This is a genomic window from Actinacidiphila acidipaludis (genome assembly GCF_019890725.1).
GTDB lineage: Bacteria > Actinomycetota > Actinomycetes > Streptomycetales > Streptomycetaceae > Actinacidiphila > Actinacidiphila acidipaludis.
The window spans coordinates 81,539-98,544 of record NZ_JAINZZ010000009.1; the positions used below are offsets into that span (position 1 = coordinate 81,539).

Below are 17,006 nucleotides of genomic sequence, written 5' to 3' on the forward strand. Positions count from 1 at the left end.
ATGGGTGGCCGGGCCGCGCCGGGCCACTCTGGGGACATGACGAGCAGTGCTGAAAGGACGGTCCCCACGATGGCTGACGGCTTCTCGCCCCTGGAGCGCGAGCGCGGGGACGCGCGCGAGCACCTGCTGCCGGCCGCGCTGCGTGCGCCCTTCGAGGCGCGGACCTGGCGCGAGTTCGGCTATCTGCTGCTGAACCTGCCGATGGCCGTCGTCGGCTTCGTGTGGACCGTGACCATGCTCTCGGTCGGCGCGGGCCTGCTCATCACGTTCGTCGGGCTGCCGGTGCTGGCGCTGGCGCTGGGCGGCTGCCGGGCGATCGGGGCGGTGGAGCGGGCCAGGGCGCGGTCGCTGCTGTGGCTGGAGGTCGACGAGCCGGGGCCGGTCGCGCGCCGGGGACGCGGCGGCCTGCTGTCCCGGCTGGGCGCGCAGCTCGGCAGCGGCGTCAACTGGCGGCACGTCATCTACACCCTGGTCCACTTCCCGTGGGGGATCTTCACCTTCTCGGTCGCCATCAGCCTCTTCACCTACGGCTGGGGCCTGCTGACCTACCCGCTGTGGCGGTGGGTGTTCCCGGTCTACTTCGGGCAGGACGGTCTGCAGGTGTACGGCAGCGCCGACGGCCACCACGGCTGGTGGCTGCACACCCCGGCCGACATGGTGCTGTGCGTGGTGGCCGGCGGCACGCTGGTGCTGGCCGGACCGTGGATGATCCGCGGGATGGCGCACGTCGACCGGATACTGGTGTCCGGGCTGCTCGGCCCCTCCAGGCTGGCCGACCGCGTCACCGAGCTGGAGTCGGACCGCGGCGCGGTGTTCGACACCGCCGCCGCCGACCTGCGGCGCATCGAGCGGGACCTGCACGACGGCGCCCAGGCGCGGCTGGTGGCGCTGGCGATGGACCTGGGCCTGGCCAAGGAGAAGCTGCTGGAGGACCCGGAGGCGGGCGCGGCCATGGTGGACGAGGCGCACAGCGAGGTGAAGATCGCCCTGCAGGAGCTGCGCGACCTGGCCCGCGGCATCCACCCGGCGATCCTCACCGACCGCGGCCTGGACGCGGCGCTGTCGGTGGTGGCCACCCGCTGCACGGTGCCGGTGTCGGTCACCGTCGAGCTGCCGGCGCGTCCGGTGCCGGCCATCGAGGGCATCGCCTACTTCACGGTCTCCGAGCTGCTGCAGAACGTCTCCAAGCACAGCGGGGCGTCCCGCGCCACGGTGGACGTCTGGCAGGTCGAGGACCGGCTGATGCTGCAGGTGTCGGACAACGGACGCGGCGGGGCCTCGCTCAGCGGGGGCTCGGGCCTGGCCGGGCTCGCGGAGCGGCTGGACTCGGTCGACGGGGTGCTGGTCGTCGACTCCCCCGCCGGCGGCCCCACCCGCGTCACCGCCGAACTGCCCTGGCGGGTCTGAGAACCGCGGCGCCGCGGTGCGGACGGCTCGCGCACCCCGGACAGCTCCCGGGCGGCTCCCCCGCAGGTCCGCGCCCCGGACGGATACCGGACATCTTCCGCGCCCCGGCCGGCTGCCCCTGTCCTCAGGACGCGACCGTCAGCAGCGTCTTGCCCGTGTTGGTGCCCGCCTGCAGGGACGCGTGCGCCTCGGCGGCGCGGGCCAGCGGCAGTTCGGCGGTGACGTCGAGGCGGATGGCGCCGGAGGACAGCAGCGACAGGGCGGACAGGGCGTGGGCGCGGACCCGGGCGGGCGTCCGGCGGGCGAGGTCGCCGATGTTGTAGCCGGCCACGGACCGGTTGTTCTTCCACAGCGGGAGGACCGGCAGGGCCAGGTCGGGGTGGCGGGCGGCCTCGCCGTAGACGACGAGCCGGCCGAAGGGCGCCAGCACCCCGAGGCTGGCCAGCCGGGTCGGGCCGCCGACGGGGTCGAGGACCACGTCGACGTCGGACACGTGGTCGGCGAAGGAGTCCCGCGGGTGCAGCGCGTCGTAGCCGAACCGCTTGGCGTACTCGGCCTTGGCGGGCGAGCCCACCGTGCCGTGGACCGCGGCCGCCCCGAGCGCGCGGGCGATCTGGGCGGCGGCCGAGCCGACGCCGCCGGCCGCGGCGTGGATGAGGACGGTGTCGCCCGCGGCCAGCCGTGCCGCGCCGGCCAGGACCCCGTAGGCGGTGGTGAGCACCATGGCGCCGCCGCCGTCGCGCAGCGATATGCCGTCCAGCGGGAAGGCGAACTCGGCAGGGGCCACGGCGTACTCGGCGTAGCCGCCGCCGGAGGGCAGGAAGGCGGCGACGGGGTCGCCGATGGCCAGGCCGGTCACGCCGGGTCCCAGGGCGGCGATCTCGCCGGACGCCTCCAGGCCGGGCACCTCGACCCCGTCGGGCGGTCCGAAGTCGCCCAGCCGGTGCTGGACCTCCCCGTAGTTGACGCCGGCGTACGCGACGCGGATCAGTACCTCACCGGGGCCGGGTGCGGGGATCGGCAGCTCCACCTGCCGCAGGACCTCGGGACCGCCGATGACGTCGAAACCGACCGCGCGCACACGTTCTCCTCTCCCGGGCGCCGCCGGATCGCGGCCTCCCCCTCGCTTGGCGGGCGCAACCTTGCCCACCGAAACGGTATTCCCCATTCACCCGCCGATGCTGGGATGCTGGGCGAGACGGTTCGGAAACGGGGGACGGAAACGGTGGAGGACAGGGTGCGGGTGGTCATCGCCGAGGACTCGGTACTGCTTCGGGAGGGCCTGACCCGCCTGCTGACCGACCGCGGCCACGAGGTGGTCGCGGGCGTCGGCGACGCGGAGGGCCTGCTCAAGGCGGTCCGCGAGCTCGCCGACCAGGGGAGTGCGCCGGACGTGGTGGTCGCGGACGTGCGGATGCCGCCCACGCACACGGACGAGGGCGTGCGCGCGGCCGTGCAGCTGCGCCGTGACCACCCGGCCGTGGGCGTGCTGGTGCTGTCGCAGTACGTGGAGGAGCGGTACGCGACCGAGCTGCTGGCCGGCAGCAGCCGCGGCGTGGGCTATCTGCTCAAGGACCGGGTGGCCGAGGTCCGCGAGTTCGTGGACGCGGTGGTCCGGGTGGCCGAGGGCGGCACGGCGCTGGATCCGGAGGTGGTGGCGCAGCTGCTGGGCCGCAGCCGCAAGCAGGACGTGCTGGCCGGGCTGACCCCGCGCGAGCGCGAGGTGCTGGGCCTGATGGCCGAGGGCCGGACGAACTCCGCGATCGCCCGGCAGCTCGTGGTGAGCGACGGCGCGGTCGAGAAGCACGTCAGCAACATCTTCCTTAAGCTCGGCCTGGCACCGAGTGACGGGGATCACCGCAGGGTCCTGGCGGTTCTGACCTACCTCAACTCGTGAACTGCTGACACCCTGTCTAACAAGACTGACAACGCCGGGTTCCACCGCGACCAGAGGTCCGGCGCGGCACGCGGCACCCCCCCCGCCGTCAGCTCCATGCCACATTTCGGGACGGTACGGGGAAGGTGACCCTTACCGACGTACGATGACCGGGAGCCGCCGCCTCGAAGGAGGTCCGTTTCAGTGACCAGCCAGGTCAGCAGCCCCACCGCCCCGGGAAACCAGCCTGCGTCCGCGGGTGTCCTGGGAGAACAGCGCCAACCGGCCAAGGAGACCAAGCGGCTCGACCGGGTGATCATCCGGTTCGCCGGTGACTCCGGGGACGGCATGCAGCTCACCGGGGACCGCTTCACCTCCGAGACCGCCTCGTTCGGCAACGACCTGTCGACGCTGCCGAACTTCCCGGCCGAGATCCGTGCCCCCGCAGGCACCCTGCCGGGCGTCTCCTCGTTCCAGCTGCACTTCGCCGACCACGACATCCTCACGCCCGGGGACGCCCCGAACGTGCTGGTGGCGATGAACCCGGCGGCGCTGAAGGCCAACCTCGCGGACCTGCCGCGCGGCGCCGAGATCATCGTCAACACCGACGAGTTCACCAGGCGGGCGCTGCAGAAGGTCGGATACGCCGCCAACCCGCTGGAGGACGGCTCACTGGAGGGCTACTCGGTCCACCCGGTGCCGCTGACCACGCTGACGCTGGAGGCGCTCAAGGACAGCGGGCTGGCCCGCAAGGACGCCGAGCGCGCGAAGAACATGTTCGCGCTGGGCCTGCTGTCCTGGATGTACCACCGGCCGACCGAGGCCACCGAGACGTTCCTGCGGAAGAAGTTCGCCAAGAAGCCGGACATCGCCGAGGCCAACGTCGTCGCCTACCGGGCGGGGTGGAACTTCGGCGAGACCACCGAGGACTTCGCGGTCTCCTACGAGGTGCAGCCGGCCGCCAGCGCGTTCCCGGCCGGCACCTACCGCAACATCTCCGGGAACCTGGCGCTGGCCTACGGGCTGATCGCCGCCTCCTCGCAGAGCGAGCTGCCGCTGTTCCTGGGCTCGTACCCGATCACGCCCGCCTCCGACATCCTGCACGAGCTGTCGCGCCACAAGAACTTCGGCGTGCGCACCTTCCAGGCCGAGGACGAGATCGCCGCCATCGGCGCCGCGCTGGGCGCGGCGTTCGGCGGCTCGCTGGCGGTCACCACCACCTCGGGTCCCGGCGTGGCCCTGAAGTCCGAGACCATCGGTCTGGCGGTCAGCCTGGAGCTGCCGCTGCTCGTCGTGGACATCCAGCGCGGCGGCCCCTCCACCGGCCTGCCGACCAAGACCGAGCAGGCCGACCTGCTGCAGGCGATGTACGGCCGCAACGGTGAGGCGCCGGTCCCGGTGGTGGCGCCGGCCACGCCCGCCGACTGCTTCGCCGCCGCGATGGAGGCCGCGCGCATCGCGGTCACCTACCGCACGCCGGTGTTCCTGCTCTCCGACGGGTACCTGGCCAACGGCTCGGAGCCGTGGCGGATCCCGGAACTGGAGGAGCTGCCGGACCTTCGGGTGCAGTTCGCCACCGCGCCGAACCACACGGCGGCCGACGGCACCGAGTCCTTCTGGCCCTACCTGCGCGACCCGGAGACGCTGGCCCGCCCGTGGGCGGTGCCCGGCACCCCGGGGCTCGAGCACCGCATCGGAGGCATCGAGAAGCAGGACGGCACGGGCAACATCAGCTACGACCCGGCCAACCACGACTTCATGGTCCGCACCCGGCAGGCCAAGATCGACGGGATCGCGGTGCCGGACGTGGTGGTCGACAACCCGGACGGCCAGGCCGACACGCTCGTCATCGGCTGGGGCTCCACCTACGGGCCGATCACCGCGGCGGTCCGGCGGATCCGCCGCGAGGGCGGGCACATCGCCCAGACGCACCTGCGGCACCTCAACCCGTTCCCGCCCAACCTCGGTGAGGTCCTCGCCGGCTACCGGCGGGTGATCGTGCCGGAGATGAACCTCGGCCAGCTCGCCCACCTGCTGCGGGCGAAGTACCTGGTCGACGCGCGGTCGTACACCCAGGTCACCGGACTGCCGTTCAAGGCCGAGCAGTTGGCGCAGGCCATCGTGAAGGAGAGCGTGGATGTCTGAGGCGCTGGCTCTGGTGCCCAAGGCCGAGGCCCAGCAGAGCATGAAGGACTTCAAGTCCGACCAGGAGGTGCGCTGGTGCCCCGGCTGCGGGGACTACGCGATCCTGGCGGCGGTGCAGTCCTTCATGCCGGAGCTGGGACTGGCCCGCGAGAACGTGGTGTTCGTCTCCGGGATCGGGTGCTCCTCCCGCTTCCCGTACTACATGAACACCTACGGCATGCACTCCATCCACGGGCGCGCCCCGGCGATCGCGACCGGCCTGGCCGCGTCCCGGCGGGACCTGAGCGTGTGGGTGGTCACCGGTGACGGCGACGCACTGTCCATCGGCGGCAACCACCTCATCCACGCGCTGCGGCGCAACGTCAACCTGAAGATCCTGCTGTTCAACAACCGGATCTACGGTCTGACGAAGGGCCAGTACAGCCCCACCTCCGAGATCGGCAAGATCACCAAGTCCACACCGATGGGCTCGCTGGACGCGCCGTTCAACCCGGTGTCCCTGGCCCTGGGCGCGGAGGCGAGCTTCGTGGCCCGCACCATCGACTCCGACCGCAAGCACCTGCAGGGCGTGCTGCGCGCGGCGGCCGCCCACCCGGGCACCGCGCTGGTGGAGATCTACCAGAACTGCAACATCTTCAACGACGGCGCCTTCGACACGCTCAAGGAGAAGGGGACCGCCCAGGAGGCGCTCATCCACCTCGAGCACGGGCAGCCGATCCGCTTCGGCGCCCCCGCCGAGGACGGACTGGGCTCCAAGGGCGTCGTCCGCGACCAGGCCACCGGCGACCTGCGGGTGGTCGACCTGACCGCCGACGGTGTGGACGTCACCCAGGTGCTGGTGCACGACGCCCACGCGGCGTCGCCCACCACCGCCTTCGCGCTGTCCCGGCTGGCCGACGCCGACACGCTGCACCACACCCCGATCGGTGTGCTGCGCGACGTCGACCGTCCCGTCTACGACACCGACATGGCCGAGCAGCTCGAACAGGCCGTCGTCCAGAACGGCAAGGGCGACCTCGCCAAGCTGCTCGCCGGCGGCGACACCTGGACGGTGGCCGGCTGACCGGCTGAGCGCGTACCCGCCGAAGCGGCGCCCGGAGGACCGGGCGCCGCTTCGCCGTTTCCGCCGCGCCGGTCAGGCCCGCGGCGGCGGAGGAAGGGCGCGGAGGGAGAGAGCGCGGACCCACCAGGGGTGTCATGACCGTTCTGTGAAACGGGCCTGGCATGGGCGCCGGGTCGGCCGCTACCTTCGGAGGGCCGCGCGCCGACCGCACGGCGGGAGGAGGACGGGTTTCCATGGGCGAGCAGCGCGCGGGACTGGTGTACGGCTTCGCGGCGTACGGCATGTGGGGCCTGTTCCCGCTGTACTGGCCGCTGCTCGAACCGGCGGGGGCGCTGGAGATCCTCGCCCACCGGATGGTGTGGTCGCTGGCGGTCGTGGCGCTCATCCTGCTGGTGCTGCGACGGTGGGCCTGGGTCGCCGAACTCGTCCGCCAGCCGCGTCGGCTGGCCCTGGTGGCGCTGGCCGCGACCGTGGTGTCGGTGAACTGGGGCATGTACATCTGGGGCGTCAACTCCGGCCACGTCGTGGAGACCGCGCTCGGCTACTTCATCAACCCGCTGGTCACCATCGCCCTGGGCGTGCTGGTGCTGCACGAGCGGCTGCGGCCGGTGCAGTGGACGGCGGTCGGCATCGGCGTCCTGGCGGTGGTGGTGCTGACCGTCGGCTACGGGCGCCTGCCGTGGATCGCCCTGTCGCTGGCGTTCTCCTTCGGCGTGTACGGGCTGGCGAAGAAGAAGATCGCGATGGGCGGCCTGGAGTCCCTGGCGGCCGAGACGTCCGTGCAGTTCCTGCCGGCCCTCTGCTTCCTCGTCGTGCTCGGCGCCCGCGGCGACTCGACGTTCACCCACCACGGGGCGGGACACGCCTCGCTGCTGGCCGCGTGCGGTCTGGTGACGGCGCTGCCGCTGGTCTTCTTCGGCATGTCGGCGACGCGGCTGCCGCTGTCGACCATCGGCCTGATGCAGTACCTCGCGCCGGTCTTCCAGTTCGTGATCGGGCTGGTGCACTTCCACGAGAAGATGCCGCCCGAGCGCTGGGCCGGCTTCCTGCTGGTGTGGGTGGCGCTGGTGATCCTGAGCTGGGACGCGCTGCGGACGGCCCGCAGGGGCCGGGCGGCGCTGCTCGCCGCGGCGGCGGAGACCGGAGCCGCCCCGGCGGTGGTGGAGCGGCCGGAGGCCGCAGCGGAGGCCTGATCCCGGGCGCTCCCGGGTCAGGTGGTCAGCGCCGGGCGGGGACGAGCCGGGCGGTGACCTCGTCGAGCACGGACTTCCAGTGCTCGCGCTGCCGGGCGCGCTCCGCCGCGTCGGCCAGGCGCTCCTGGTGGAAGCGCAGGACCGTGCCGCCGGCCGAGGGGGCCATCGCCACCTGCACGGTGGTCTCGTGGTCCCAGCCGGGCGGCCGCCAGGTCAGCCGGATCCCCTCCTGCGGGCGGTATCCCCGGATCTCGCCGCGGGTGCCGTCCGCGGTCTCGTAGGGCTCGCCCTGGGCCGTGGGCAGGGCGCCCCGGCCCAGCCACAGGGCCAGCCCCTCCGGGCCCGCGACGAAGTCCCACACCGCGGCCGGGGGAAGCGGGAGCTTGCGGGAGACGCCGATCTCCCAGCCCGCGTCGAGCGTCAGTCCGGTGGGCGCCATGGCTGCTCCTCCGCTCGGTGACGTGGTGCACGTCCACCGCCCATCATGAACCGGGCCACTGACAAGCGCCCTGACCGGCCGGAACGACGCCGACGCCGTGCCTCCGACGGGCCGGGGCCGGGCCGGTAGTCCGCGCGGCGCCGGGCCGGGCCTCAGGCCGTGATGTCGCGCGAGGTGAACCGGGCCCAGGCCGCCGAGCCGAAGACCGCCGCGTAGAGGGCCTGCAGGCCGAGGTTCTTCCCGATGCCCGTCCAGCTCACCGGATCGCGCAGGATGTCGGCGAAGCTCAGCCAGTAGTGCGTGAACAGGTACGGCTGGACGACGTGCAACTGCGGGAAACTGTCGACGATCTGGACCGTGATCAGCAGGCCGACGGTCGTCGCCATCGCGCCGATGCCGCTGTCGGTGAGGGTGGAGATGAACAGGCCGAGCGCGCCGATGCCCACCAGCGACGCCGCCACCAGCAGGGCGATCAGCAGCGCCCGCGCCATCCCGGCGGACAGCGAGATGGACGTGCCGGACAGCGTGGTGACGTCCCCCACCGGGAACAGCGCGAAGCCGACGATCAGCGCGGACACCGCGGCCACCAGCGTGGCGGCCAGGCAGAACGCCAGCACCGAGACGTACTTGGCCACCAGCAGCCGGGTCCGGCCGGCCGGCGCGACCAGCAGATAGCGCAGGGTGCCGGCGTTCGCCTCGCCCGCGATCGAGTCGCCGGCGACGACCCCGACGGCCATCGGGAGGAAGAACGGCAGCGTCGCCGCCAGCCCGGCGAAGGTCAGGAACAGGCCGTTGTTGCTGACCTGTTCGATGAAGGCGGGGCCGCCGTCACCGCGGCCCCCGCCGCCCAGCGAGCCGCCGTTGCGGGTCTCGATGCGCACCGCGATCCCGACCAGCAGCGGGACGCCCGCGAGCACGGCGAACAGCGCCTGGGTGCGGCGGCGGCGGAAGACGGTGACGAGTTCGGAGCGGAACAGGCCGAGGGTCCAGCCCGGCCTCGGCGCCCGCACGGCCACGGGTCCGGCGGCAGGTCCGGTCGCGGGTCCTGCCACGACGCCGGCGTCGGCGCCGGTGTCTGTCCGGCCTCCGGTCGCGTCCCCGGCAGGCGGCGGCCCCGGCTGCCCGGCCCTCGGTTCAGCCCGCGACATCGAAGCCCTCCCCCGTCAGGGCCACGAACGCGTCCTCCAGCGAGGCGCGTTCGAGGCCGAATCCGCGGACCCGCACCCCGGCGGCGACCAGCGCGGCGTTGATCTCGGCCAGGTCCGGCGGGTCGGCGGGCAGGTCGCCGGTGACCCGCTGCCCGTCGGTGGTCAGCCCGGTCACACCGTGCACCGCCAGCACGCGGGCCGCCTGGGCCGGATCGGGTCCGGTGACCGCCAGCCGCCCCCGGGTGCCCGCGGCCAGCTCGGCCACCGGTCCCTGGGTGATGAGGCGGCCGCGCGCCATCACGGCGGCGTGCGTGCACACCTGCTCGATCTCGTCGAGGAGGTGTGAGGAGAGGAAGACGGTGGTGCCGTCCGCGGCCAGCTCCCGGACCAGGCCGCGGATCTCCCGCATGCCCTGCGGGTCGAGGCCGTTGGTCGGCTCGTCCAGCACCAGCAGCTCACGCGGCTGCAGCAGGGCGGCCGCCAGGCCCAGCCGCTGCTTCATGCCGAGCGAGTAGGCCTTGGCGCGCTTTCCGGCCGCCGCGGACAGGCCCACCCGGTCCAGCGCGCCGGCCACCCGGGCCTTGCGGGTCCGCGGATCGGCGGTGGGGTCGGCGCTGTCGTACCGCAGCAGGTTGTCGCGGCCGGACAGGAAGCCGTAGAGGGCCGGGCCCTCGATGAGCGCGCCGACCCGCGGCAGCACGGACCTGCCCGCCCGCGGCATCGGGCTGCCCAGCACCCGGGCGCTGCCCGCGGTGGGGGCGATGAGTCCCATCAGCATGCGGATGGTGGTGGTCTTGCCCGAGCCGTTGGGCCCGAGGAAGCCGAAGACGCTGCCCCGCGGGACGCGCAGGTCGAGGCCGTCCACGGCGAGGGTGCCCCGGTACTGCTTGGTGAGACCCCGGGTCTCGATCACCACGTCGGCCGGCGGCTGCGCGGTGGACGGCTGTGCCATGCCTCTCCTTCACGGGCCGCCCCGGCCGCCGTCCCGCAGGCGCGGCGGGACGGCGGCCGGGCGGGCGCCTACTTCGCGGCGGCGTTCGCGGCGTCGGTCAGCGCGGACTGGGTGACGGCGCCGACGTAGAGCGTGCCGTTGTCCGTCAGCAGGGCGTTGACCAGCCGGGAGTGGAAGACCGTGCCGGTGCCGAAGGCTCCGGTGACCGGCTTGCCGAAGCTGTTCATCAGCGACTGGGCGCCGTGCGCCCGGTCCTTGAACTGCTTGCCGGCCTGGTCGCTGCCGGAGGACACGCCGGCGGGGGTGGTGACGACGGCGATGGAGTCCCAGCCCTTGCCGAGCACGGTGGGCTGCGCGTCCTTGCCGTTCATGTGGTCCTGCGGCGTGGGCGCGGTGCCCTCGTGGCCGGTCCGGGAGCCGCCCTCGGTGACCTTCACGCCCTTGGGCGCGGTGAAGGTGAAGGTGCTCGCGGACGGCGCGGAGAAGCTGACCTTGGTGTAGCCGACGTCGAAGACGGGCTTGCCGCCGCCCCGCGGCGTCACGGTCACCTTCAGCGGCACCCCCGTCCTGGCGTCCACCGCGATGTGGATCGAGCCGACCGTGGTGGTGTCCGCGTGCTGCGGGGTGACCACCAGCCCGTAGGCGTCGTGTCCGGCGACGCGGGCGGTGCGGTCCACGGTGATCGACGCGGTGCCGTCGGCGGCCTTCAGGATCTGCCGGGCGGCGTCCTGCGGGGTGGCCGGCACTCCCCCGGGCGGCTGGGTGTCCTGCCGGTCCCGGGCGTCCTGCGGCAGCGTCTGGTGGTACGCCTGGTCCGACGCGCTGTCGTACGCCCAGAGCTGGGCGCCGTTGTGGATGACGCTGTACTCGGCCGCGGACTCCAGGATCGAGATCTTCTGCCTGTCCGGGCCGTCGGCCGCGACATGCAGGGTGTGCGTGCCGGCCAGTAGCTGGGTGAGCTGGGACTGCGGCGCCGCGGGCGAGTCGCCGCCGCGGCCCGGCCCCCTGCCGACGCTCGCCGGACCGCCGAACATCGCCCCGCCCGCACCGGTGATCTGCGAGGGCAGGCCGAGGTCGGTGGTGATCTTGACCGTGCCGTCGACCGCGTCGGTGTGGGACGCGGCGATCTTCGTCAGGAGCTGCTCCACGGTGATCGAGGGCAGCGACGGGTTGCCGCTGTCCGCGAGGGCCGGGACCAGGCTGATGGTCGCGGCGGCCACGCCCGCGACGGCGACCGGCACGGCGTACCGTGCCGCTCTGCGGCCGCGTCCACTCCCCGGCACGTCCTCGTCGTCGTAGCGTGCCGGTTGGATCGGTGCCATTGCGTTCCTACCTCCGTCGTCAGCGGCGGTCAGTTGCCTCGCACTCGTCCACTCCCCGGGCCCATTGTCGCCCGGTCCGCCGTGAAGTGGTGTATCCATCACACCAAAACGGCCAACCCGGCACATCAGCCCGCGGATGCAACCCGGTGTACGCCCGCGGGATGACACAACACCCCTGGTGTACCCCGGGAAGAGGCGTCGACTCCCCGGCTGGGCTCGGGGGTGAATCGGGGTCGCCTCAGGGCCGGGACGCGGAACCCGCGTGTCGCGGCGGGCGTCCGAGCCCCCGTCAACCGGCCCCGGACGCACGGGCGTCGGGGGCAGGAGGTGCGGACCGGTCCGGGCGGCGGGAGGCTGTCAGCGGCAGACGGGCAGCGGGAGGCGCTCAGCGGCAGACGGGCGGCGGGAGGCGGTCAGCGGGTGCGGTGCACCACCGCGTCGCACAGGGTGGCCAGCGCGTACTTGGCGGGGTTGTCCGGCAGCGGCTCCAGCAGCGCCCGGGCCTCGTGGGCCAGTTCCAGGGTGTCGCGGCGGGCGAGCTCCATGGCGGGGTGGCGGCGCAGCAGCGCAAGGGCCTCGGCGTGCCGGGCGTCGTCGGTCAGGTCGCCGTCGAGCAGTTCGTTGAGCCGGCGGTCCTCGGCGGAGGCGTCGCTGCCGGACTGCGCGTACCAGCGGCGGACGTGCAGCACCGGCAGGGTGGGGATGCCCTCGCGCAGATCGGTGCCGGGGGTCTTGCCGGACTCGTGGCTGTCGCTGGCGATGTCCAGGATGTCGTCGGCGAGCTGGAAGGCCGCGCCGATGCGCTCGCCGAAGGCGCTGAGGATGCGGACCACCGACTCGCCGGCGCCGGACATCATGCCGCCGAAGCGGCCGGAGACCGCGACCAGCGAGCTGGACTTGCCGGCGATGACCTCCATGTAGTGGTCGAGCGGGTCGTGGCCGTCGCGCGGCCCGACGGTCTCCATGATCTGGCCGGTGACCAGCCGCTCGAAGGACTCGGCCTGCACCCGGACCGCCTCGGGCCCGAGGTCGGCGAGCAGGTGGGAGGCGCGGGAGAACAGGAAGTCGCCGGTGAGCACGGCCACCGAGTTGCCCCAGCGGGCGTTGGTGCTGGGCACCCCGCGCCGGACGGTCGCCTCGTCCATCACGTCGTCGTGGTAGAGCGTCGCCAGGTGGGTGAGCTCGACCACGACCGCGGCCGGGACCACGCCCGGGGCGTGCGGATCGCCGAACTGCGCCCCGAGCATCACCAGCAGTGGCCGGAACCGCTTGCCGCCCGCCTCCACCAGATGACGGGCCGCGTCCGTGATGAACGGCACGTCGCTCTTGGTGGCCTCCAGGAGGCCCTCCTCCACGGCTGCGAGACCGGTACGGATGTCGGCCTCAAGGGCCTCGTCCCACACGCTCAGCCCGAAAGGCTCGACGACGGTCACGAGGGGTACTCCTGTCGCTGATCTGACTCCAGGCTGGCAGTGCAGCCCGACGTCTCCCTGGCTCTGGCGGCTCTGAGCTTCCGGCGCAGCCTGGTGCTGCTCATACCGGCAGGGTAGCCGGTCACGTGTGGATCACCGTCGTCGCCTGGCACTGCACCGGGCCGCACCCGGTCACTGTACGTATAATCCTGATTACCTGAATTGCAGGCTTTTGTCCGACTCGTAAGGATGACAGGAGGGGCCCTGGAGACAGCAGCGCGGTGAAGGCCCGATTGCACACTGCTGTCGGCTTGGCCCCGGTGCAGTGTTCCTCGTTCCGTAAGACCGTTCCGCACCTCGGACAACTACACTCGCCAGAGCAACTTGTGACATGTCCTCGCTTCGGGCGCCGCGAACCGGCGCCCGACCTGGAGAGAGGAGGTGGATCGATGGCAGGCCGCTTTGACGACCTCGACGACGTCGGGGGGATCGAAGAGGACGAGGCGGAAGCGCACGTGCGCGGGGTCTGTTTCAAGACCGGTCCGCCCGAACGTACCGGTGTGGAACTGGAGTGGCTGGTACAGGACCGCTCCGACCCCCGTGAACTGATACCCGTCGACCGGCTGGACGCGGCCCTCGCGCCGGTCGAGGCTCCCGGGGCGCTTCCCCGGGGCAGCAGGATCACCCGCGAGCCGGGCGGGCAGGTGGAGCTCAGCTCCGCACCCGCGACCGGGCTCGGCGCGTGCGTCGAGGCGATGGCCGCCGATCTCGCCGTACTGCGCGAAGCCGCCGACCGGGCCGGACTGGTCCTCGTCGGCCGGGGGCTCGACCCCTTCCGCGACCCACCCCGTGTGCTGGACCATCCCCGCTACCGGGCGATGGAGTGCTTCTTCGACCGCGAGGGCCCCTGGGGCCGCACCATGATGCGGCGCACCGCGTCCCTGCAGGTCAACCTCGACTGCGGTGACGACTCCCCCGGCGTCTCCGGCCACCGCTACCGCTGGGCGCTCGCCCACCGGATCGGGCCGGTGCTCGTCGCCGCCTTCGCCAACTCACCCTTCCGCGACGGCCGCCCCACCGGATGGCTGTCCGCCCGCCAGGCCACCTGGGGGCGGATGGACCCCGGCCGCACCCGTCACCCCCGCCACCACCCCGACCCGGGCACCGCCTGGGCCGGCTACGCGCTGGACGCCCGGCTGCTGTGCGTCCGGGGCGCGGAACCCGGTGACGGCACGGAGAGCGGCGACGGCGCGGCCGCGGACTGGTCGGCGCCGGCCGGCCTGACCTTCCGGGGCTGGCTGCGCGGCGCGGTCCCCGGGCTGCGCCGCCCCACACTGGCCGATCTGGACTACCACCTCAGCACGCTGTTCCCGCCGGTCAGGCCACGCGGCTGGCTGGAGCTGCGGATGATCGACGCCCAGGACGGCGACGACTGGATCGTCGCGACCGTCCTGGCCGCGACCCTGATGGACGATCCCGTCGCCGCCGACGCGGCCTGGGCGGCCACCGAACCGCTCTGCCCCGGCAGCGGCCCCCTGCCGGGCCCCGTCCAGGTGCCCGAGGACGACCCCTTCGGCGTCCCGGCCGACCCTCTTCCGTCCGACGAGGTATGGCGGCGTGCCGCCAGGATCGGGCTGGCCGACCCCGATCTCGCCAAGGCGGCCCGCACCTGTTTCGCCGCCGCCGGGAGCGCGCTCGCCCGCGCCGGGGCGCCCGCCGCGCTGCGGCAGGCACTGACCGGCTTCGCCGAGCGCTACCCCGAACGCGGCCGATGTCCCGCAGACGACCAGTTGGACGCGCTGAGCCGCGCCTGACCCACTGGAAGGCTTCTCGTGACAAACCCTCGCACCACGAGCACCAGCACTGCCCGAAACACCGCCCCACCCGCATCTCCCGCATCTTCTGCATCAACCGCACCGGGGGCGCCGCCCGTCACACCGGCTGCGGACCCGGCTCCTGACGTGGCCACCGCGGCTGCGGACACGGCTGCGGACACGGCTTCGACCACGTCCGCGGGCGCCGCGGCATACGGGGCCCTGGCGGACCCCGGGGCCCTCGCCGGGTCCGCGGAGCCCGCGGAGCCGTCCGTGCGCGCCAGGGCGGCCCTGGAGGCCGCCAGACGGCGCACCCTGGCCCTCACCGACGCCGTCTCCGACGAGGACCTCGTCGCCCAGCACTCGCGGCTCATGTCGCCCCTGGTGTGGGACCTCGCCCACATCGGCAACCAGGAGGAGCTGTGGCTGGTCCGGGAGGCCGGCGGGCGTCCGGGGCTGCGCCCCGACCTGGACCACGTCTACGACGCGTTCCAGACCCCGCGCGCCGACCGGCCGGCCCTGCCGATGCTCGGCCCCGCCGAGGCCCGCGCCTACGCCGACGCCGTCCGGGCCGAGACCCTGGAGGTGCTGGCGGCCGCCGACACCTCGCCCGGCCAGGCCGAGCCGCTGCTGGCGGACGGCTTCGTCTTCGGGATGCTGGCCCAGCACGAGCAGCAGCACGACGAGACGATGCTGGCCACCCACCAGCTGCGGAAGGGCCCGCCGGTGCTGGACGCGCCCGCGCCGCCGCCCGCGCCCGCGGACGCCGCGACGCTGCCCCGCGAGGTGCTGGTCCCCGGCGGGCCGTTCGCCATGGGCACCTCCACCGAGCCGTGGGCGCTGGACAACGAGCGGCCCGCGCACACCGTCGAGGTCCCGGCCTTCTGGCTGGACACGGTGCCGGTCACCAACGGCGCCTACCGGGAGTTCATCGCCGCCGGCGGCTACCGGGACGAGCGGTGGTGGACGCCCGAGGGCTGGCAGCACGTCCAGGACACCGGGCTGGAGGCGCCGCTGTTCTGGTCCCGGGACGGCGACGGCTGGACGCGCCGCCGTTTCGGGCACGTCGAGCCGGTCCCGGACGACGAGCCGGTGCTGCACGTGTGCTGGTACGAGGCGGACGCGTACGCCCGCTGGGCCGGCCGGCGGCTGCCGACCGAGGCCGAGTGGGAGAAGGCGGCCCGGCACGACCCCGCGAGCGGGCGGTCCCGCCGCTACCCGTGGGGCGACGGCGACCCCCGCCCGGAGCACGCCAACCTCGGGCAGCGCCACCTCCAGCCGGCCCCGGCCGGCAGCCACCCGGCCGGGGCGGCGCCCAGCGGCGCCCGGCAGCTCATCGGCGACGTGTGGGAGTGGACGGCGTCCGACTTCACGCCGTACCCCGGGTTCACCGCCTTCCCCTACAAGGAGTACTCGGAGGTGTTCTTCGGCCCGGAGTACAAGGTGCTGCGCGGCGGGGCGTTCGGGGTGTCGCCGGTGGTGTGCCGGGGCACGTTCCGCAACTGGGACTACCCCGTCCGCCGGCAGATCTTCGCCGGTTTCCGCACCGCCAGGGACGCGGGCCCGGGCGAGGACGCCTGATGTGCCGGCATCTGGCGTACCTCGGGCCGCCGGTGCCGCTCGCGCGGCTGCTGACCGAGCCGCCGCGCGGCCTGTACGAGCAGGCGTGGCAGCCGCGCAGGCAGCGGTACGGCACGGTGAACGCCGACGGGTTCGGGGTGGGCTGGTATCCGGAGCCGTACCCGCGCGAGGGCGGGACGGACGGCCGGCCCGCGGGCCCGGCGCGGGAGCGGCACGACGGCCCCGGGGACAGCGGGGACGGTGACGAGACCTTCCCCCGGCCCGCGCGCTACCGGCGGGCCGTCCCGGTCTGGGCCGACGAGAACTTCACGGAGCTCACCCGCGCGGTGCGCAGCGGCGCCGTGCTGGCCGCGGTCCGCTCGGCCACCGCGGGCACCACGCAGGACGAGTCGGCGGCCGCTCCGTTCCGGGACGGGCGCTGGCTGTTCAGCCACAACGGCGCCGTCCCGGACTGGACGCGGCTGCCCACGTCGCTGCCGGCCGCCGAACTCCTGGCCATGGACGCGCGGTCGGACTCCGCGCTGCTGTGGGCGATGACCGCGCGCAGACTGCGGCAGGGCGAGCCGCCGGGCGGCGCACTGGCCGCCGTGGTCCGCGAGGTGGCCGCCGCCCGGCCCACCGCCCGTCTCAACTTCCTGCTCACCGACGGCCGTA

The 17,006-nt window shown here is 73.7% G+C and carries 13 protein-coding genes and 1 pseudogene; 8 read left to right on the top strand and 6 right to left on the bottom strand.

All coding sequences use genetic code 11. The features are described from left to right. The first annotated feature begins 69 nt into the window (after window positions 1-69). Complete coding sequence (locus tag K7862_RS10825) at window positions 70-1,407, top strand: sensor histidine kinase (protein WP_262412947.1); 1,338 nt, start codon at window positions 70-72, stop codon at window positions 1,405-1,407. 124 nt (window positions 1,408-1,531) lie between these two features. On the opposite strand, the gene K7862_RS10830 is transcribed toward K7862_RS10825, so the two are convergent. Then, window positions 1,532-2,488 carry a quinone oxidoreductase family protein gene (locus K7862_RS10830; protein ID WP_222962261.1) on the bottom strand — a complete coding sequence of 319 codons (957 nt, stop codon included), beginning with the start codon at window positions 2,486-2,488 and terminating at the stop codon, window positions 1,532-1,534. A gap of 156 nt (window positions 2,489-2,644) precedes the next feature. Here K7862_RS10830 and K7862_RS10835 point away from each other — a divergent pair, with 156 nt between their 5' ends. The 4 genes from K7862_RS10835 (at window position 2,645) to rarD (ending at window position 7,684) form a co-directional block, all read left to right on the top strand. After that, the gene (locus K7862_RS10835; RefSeq protein WP_308011935.1) at window positions 2,645-3,304 is read left to right on the top strand and encodes a LuxR C-terminal-related transcriptional regulator; all 660 of its coding nucleotides are present in this window, start codon (window positions 2,645-2,647) and stop codon (window positions 3,302-3,304) included. A gap of 183 nt (window positions 3,305-3,487) precedes the next feature. After that, window positions 3,488-5,428: a 2-oxoacid:acceptor oxidoreductase subunit alpha gene (locus K7862_RS10840; protein WP_222962263.1), complete on the top strand. Its 1,941-nt coding sequence runs from the start codon at window positions 3,488-3,490 to the stop codon at window positions 5,426-5,428. Further along, window positions 5,421-6,491 carry a 2-oxoacid:ferredoxin oxidoreductase subunit beta gene (locus K7862_RS10845; RefSeq protein WP_222962264.1) on the top strand — a complete coding sequence of 357 codons (1,071 nt, stop codon included), beginning with the start codon at window positions 5,421-5,423 and terminating at the stop codon, window positions 6,489-6,491. The genes K7862_RS10840 and K7862_RS10845 overlap by 8 nt, the downstream gene beginning before the upstream one ends. Before the next feature lie 233 nt (window positions 6,492-6,724). Beyond that, window positions 6,725-7,684, top strand: a complete 960-nt coding sequence (gene rarD / locus K7862_RS10850) for an EamA family transporter RarD (protein WP_222962265.1) — start codon at window positions 6,725-6,727, stop codon at window positions 7,682-7,684. A 25-nt stretch (window positions 7,685-7,709) separates the two neighbouring features. Here rarD and K7862_RS10855 read toward each other — a convergent pair whose 3' ends face one another. From K7862_RS10855 to K7862_RS10875, 5 genes are all read right to left on the bottom strand, one after another. Next, the gene (locus tag K7862_RS10855) at window positions 7,710-8,123 is read right to left on the bottom strand and encodes an SRPBCC family protein (protein ID WP_222962266.1); all 414 of its coding nucleotides are present in this window, start codon (window positions 8,121-8,123) and stop codon (window positions 7,710-7,712) included. Between the two features lie 152 nt (window positions 8,124-8,275). Next, window positions 8,276-9,271: an ABC transporter permease gene (locus tag K7862_RS10860; protein WP_222962267.1), complete on the bottom strand. Its 996-nt coding sequence runs from the start codon at window positions 9,269-9,271 to the stop codon at window positions 8,276-8,278. Continuing rightward, the gene (locus K7862_RS10865; protein ID WP_222962268.1) at window positions 9,258-10,223 is read right to left on the bottom strand and encodes an ABC transporter ATP-binding protein; all 966 of its coding nucleotides are present in this window, start codon (window positions 10,221-10,223) and stop codon (window positions 9,258-9,260) included. Before K7862_RS10865 ends, K7862_RS10860 begins: the two co-directional genes overlap by 14 nt. 68 nt (window positions 10,224-10,291) lie before the next feature. Next, entirely contained in the window at window positions 10,292-11,545 is a 1,254-nt protein-coding gene (locus tag K7862_RS10870; protein WP_222962269.1) for a LolA family protein, read from the bottom strand. A gap of 413 nt (window positions 11,546-11,958) precedes the next feature. After that, window positions 11,959-12,978, bottom strand: a complete 1,020-nt coding sequence (locus tag K7862_RS10875) for a polyprenyl synthetase family protein (RefSeq protein ID WP_222962270.1) — start codon at window positions 12,976-12,978, stop codon at window positions 11,959-11,961. Between the two features lie 428 nt (window positions 12,979-13,406). On the opposite strand from K7862_RS10875, the gene egtA reads away from it, so the two are divergent. The 3 genes and pseudogenes from egtA to K7862_RS37460 form a co-directional block, all read left to right on the top strand. Further along, complete coding sequence (egtA, locus tag K7862_RS10880; RefSeq protein WP_222962271.1) at window positions 13,407-14,771, top strand: ergothioneine biosynthesis glutamate--cysteine ligase EgtA; 1,365 nt, start codon at window positions 13,407-13,409, stop codon at window positions 14,769-14,771. Between the two features lie 273 nt (window positions 14,772-15,044). Next, a complete protein-coding gene (gene egtB, locus K7862_RS10885) occupies window positions 15,045-16,352 on the top strand; it encodes an ergothioneine biosynthesis protein EgtB (protein ID WP_308011931.1) in 1,308 nt (435 codons plus the stop codon). After that, window positions 16,352-16,984 (top strand): annotated as a pseudogene (locus K7862_RS37460) (class II glutamine amidotransferase domain-containing protein); the annotation flags it as partial. The gene egtB and the pseudogene K7862_RS37460, both read left to right, overlap by 1 nt. Between the last annotated feature and the right edge of the window lie 22 nt (window positions 16,985-17,006).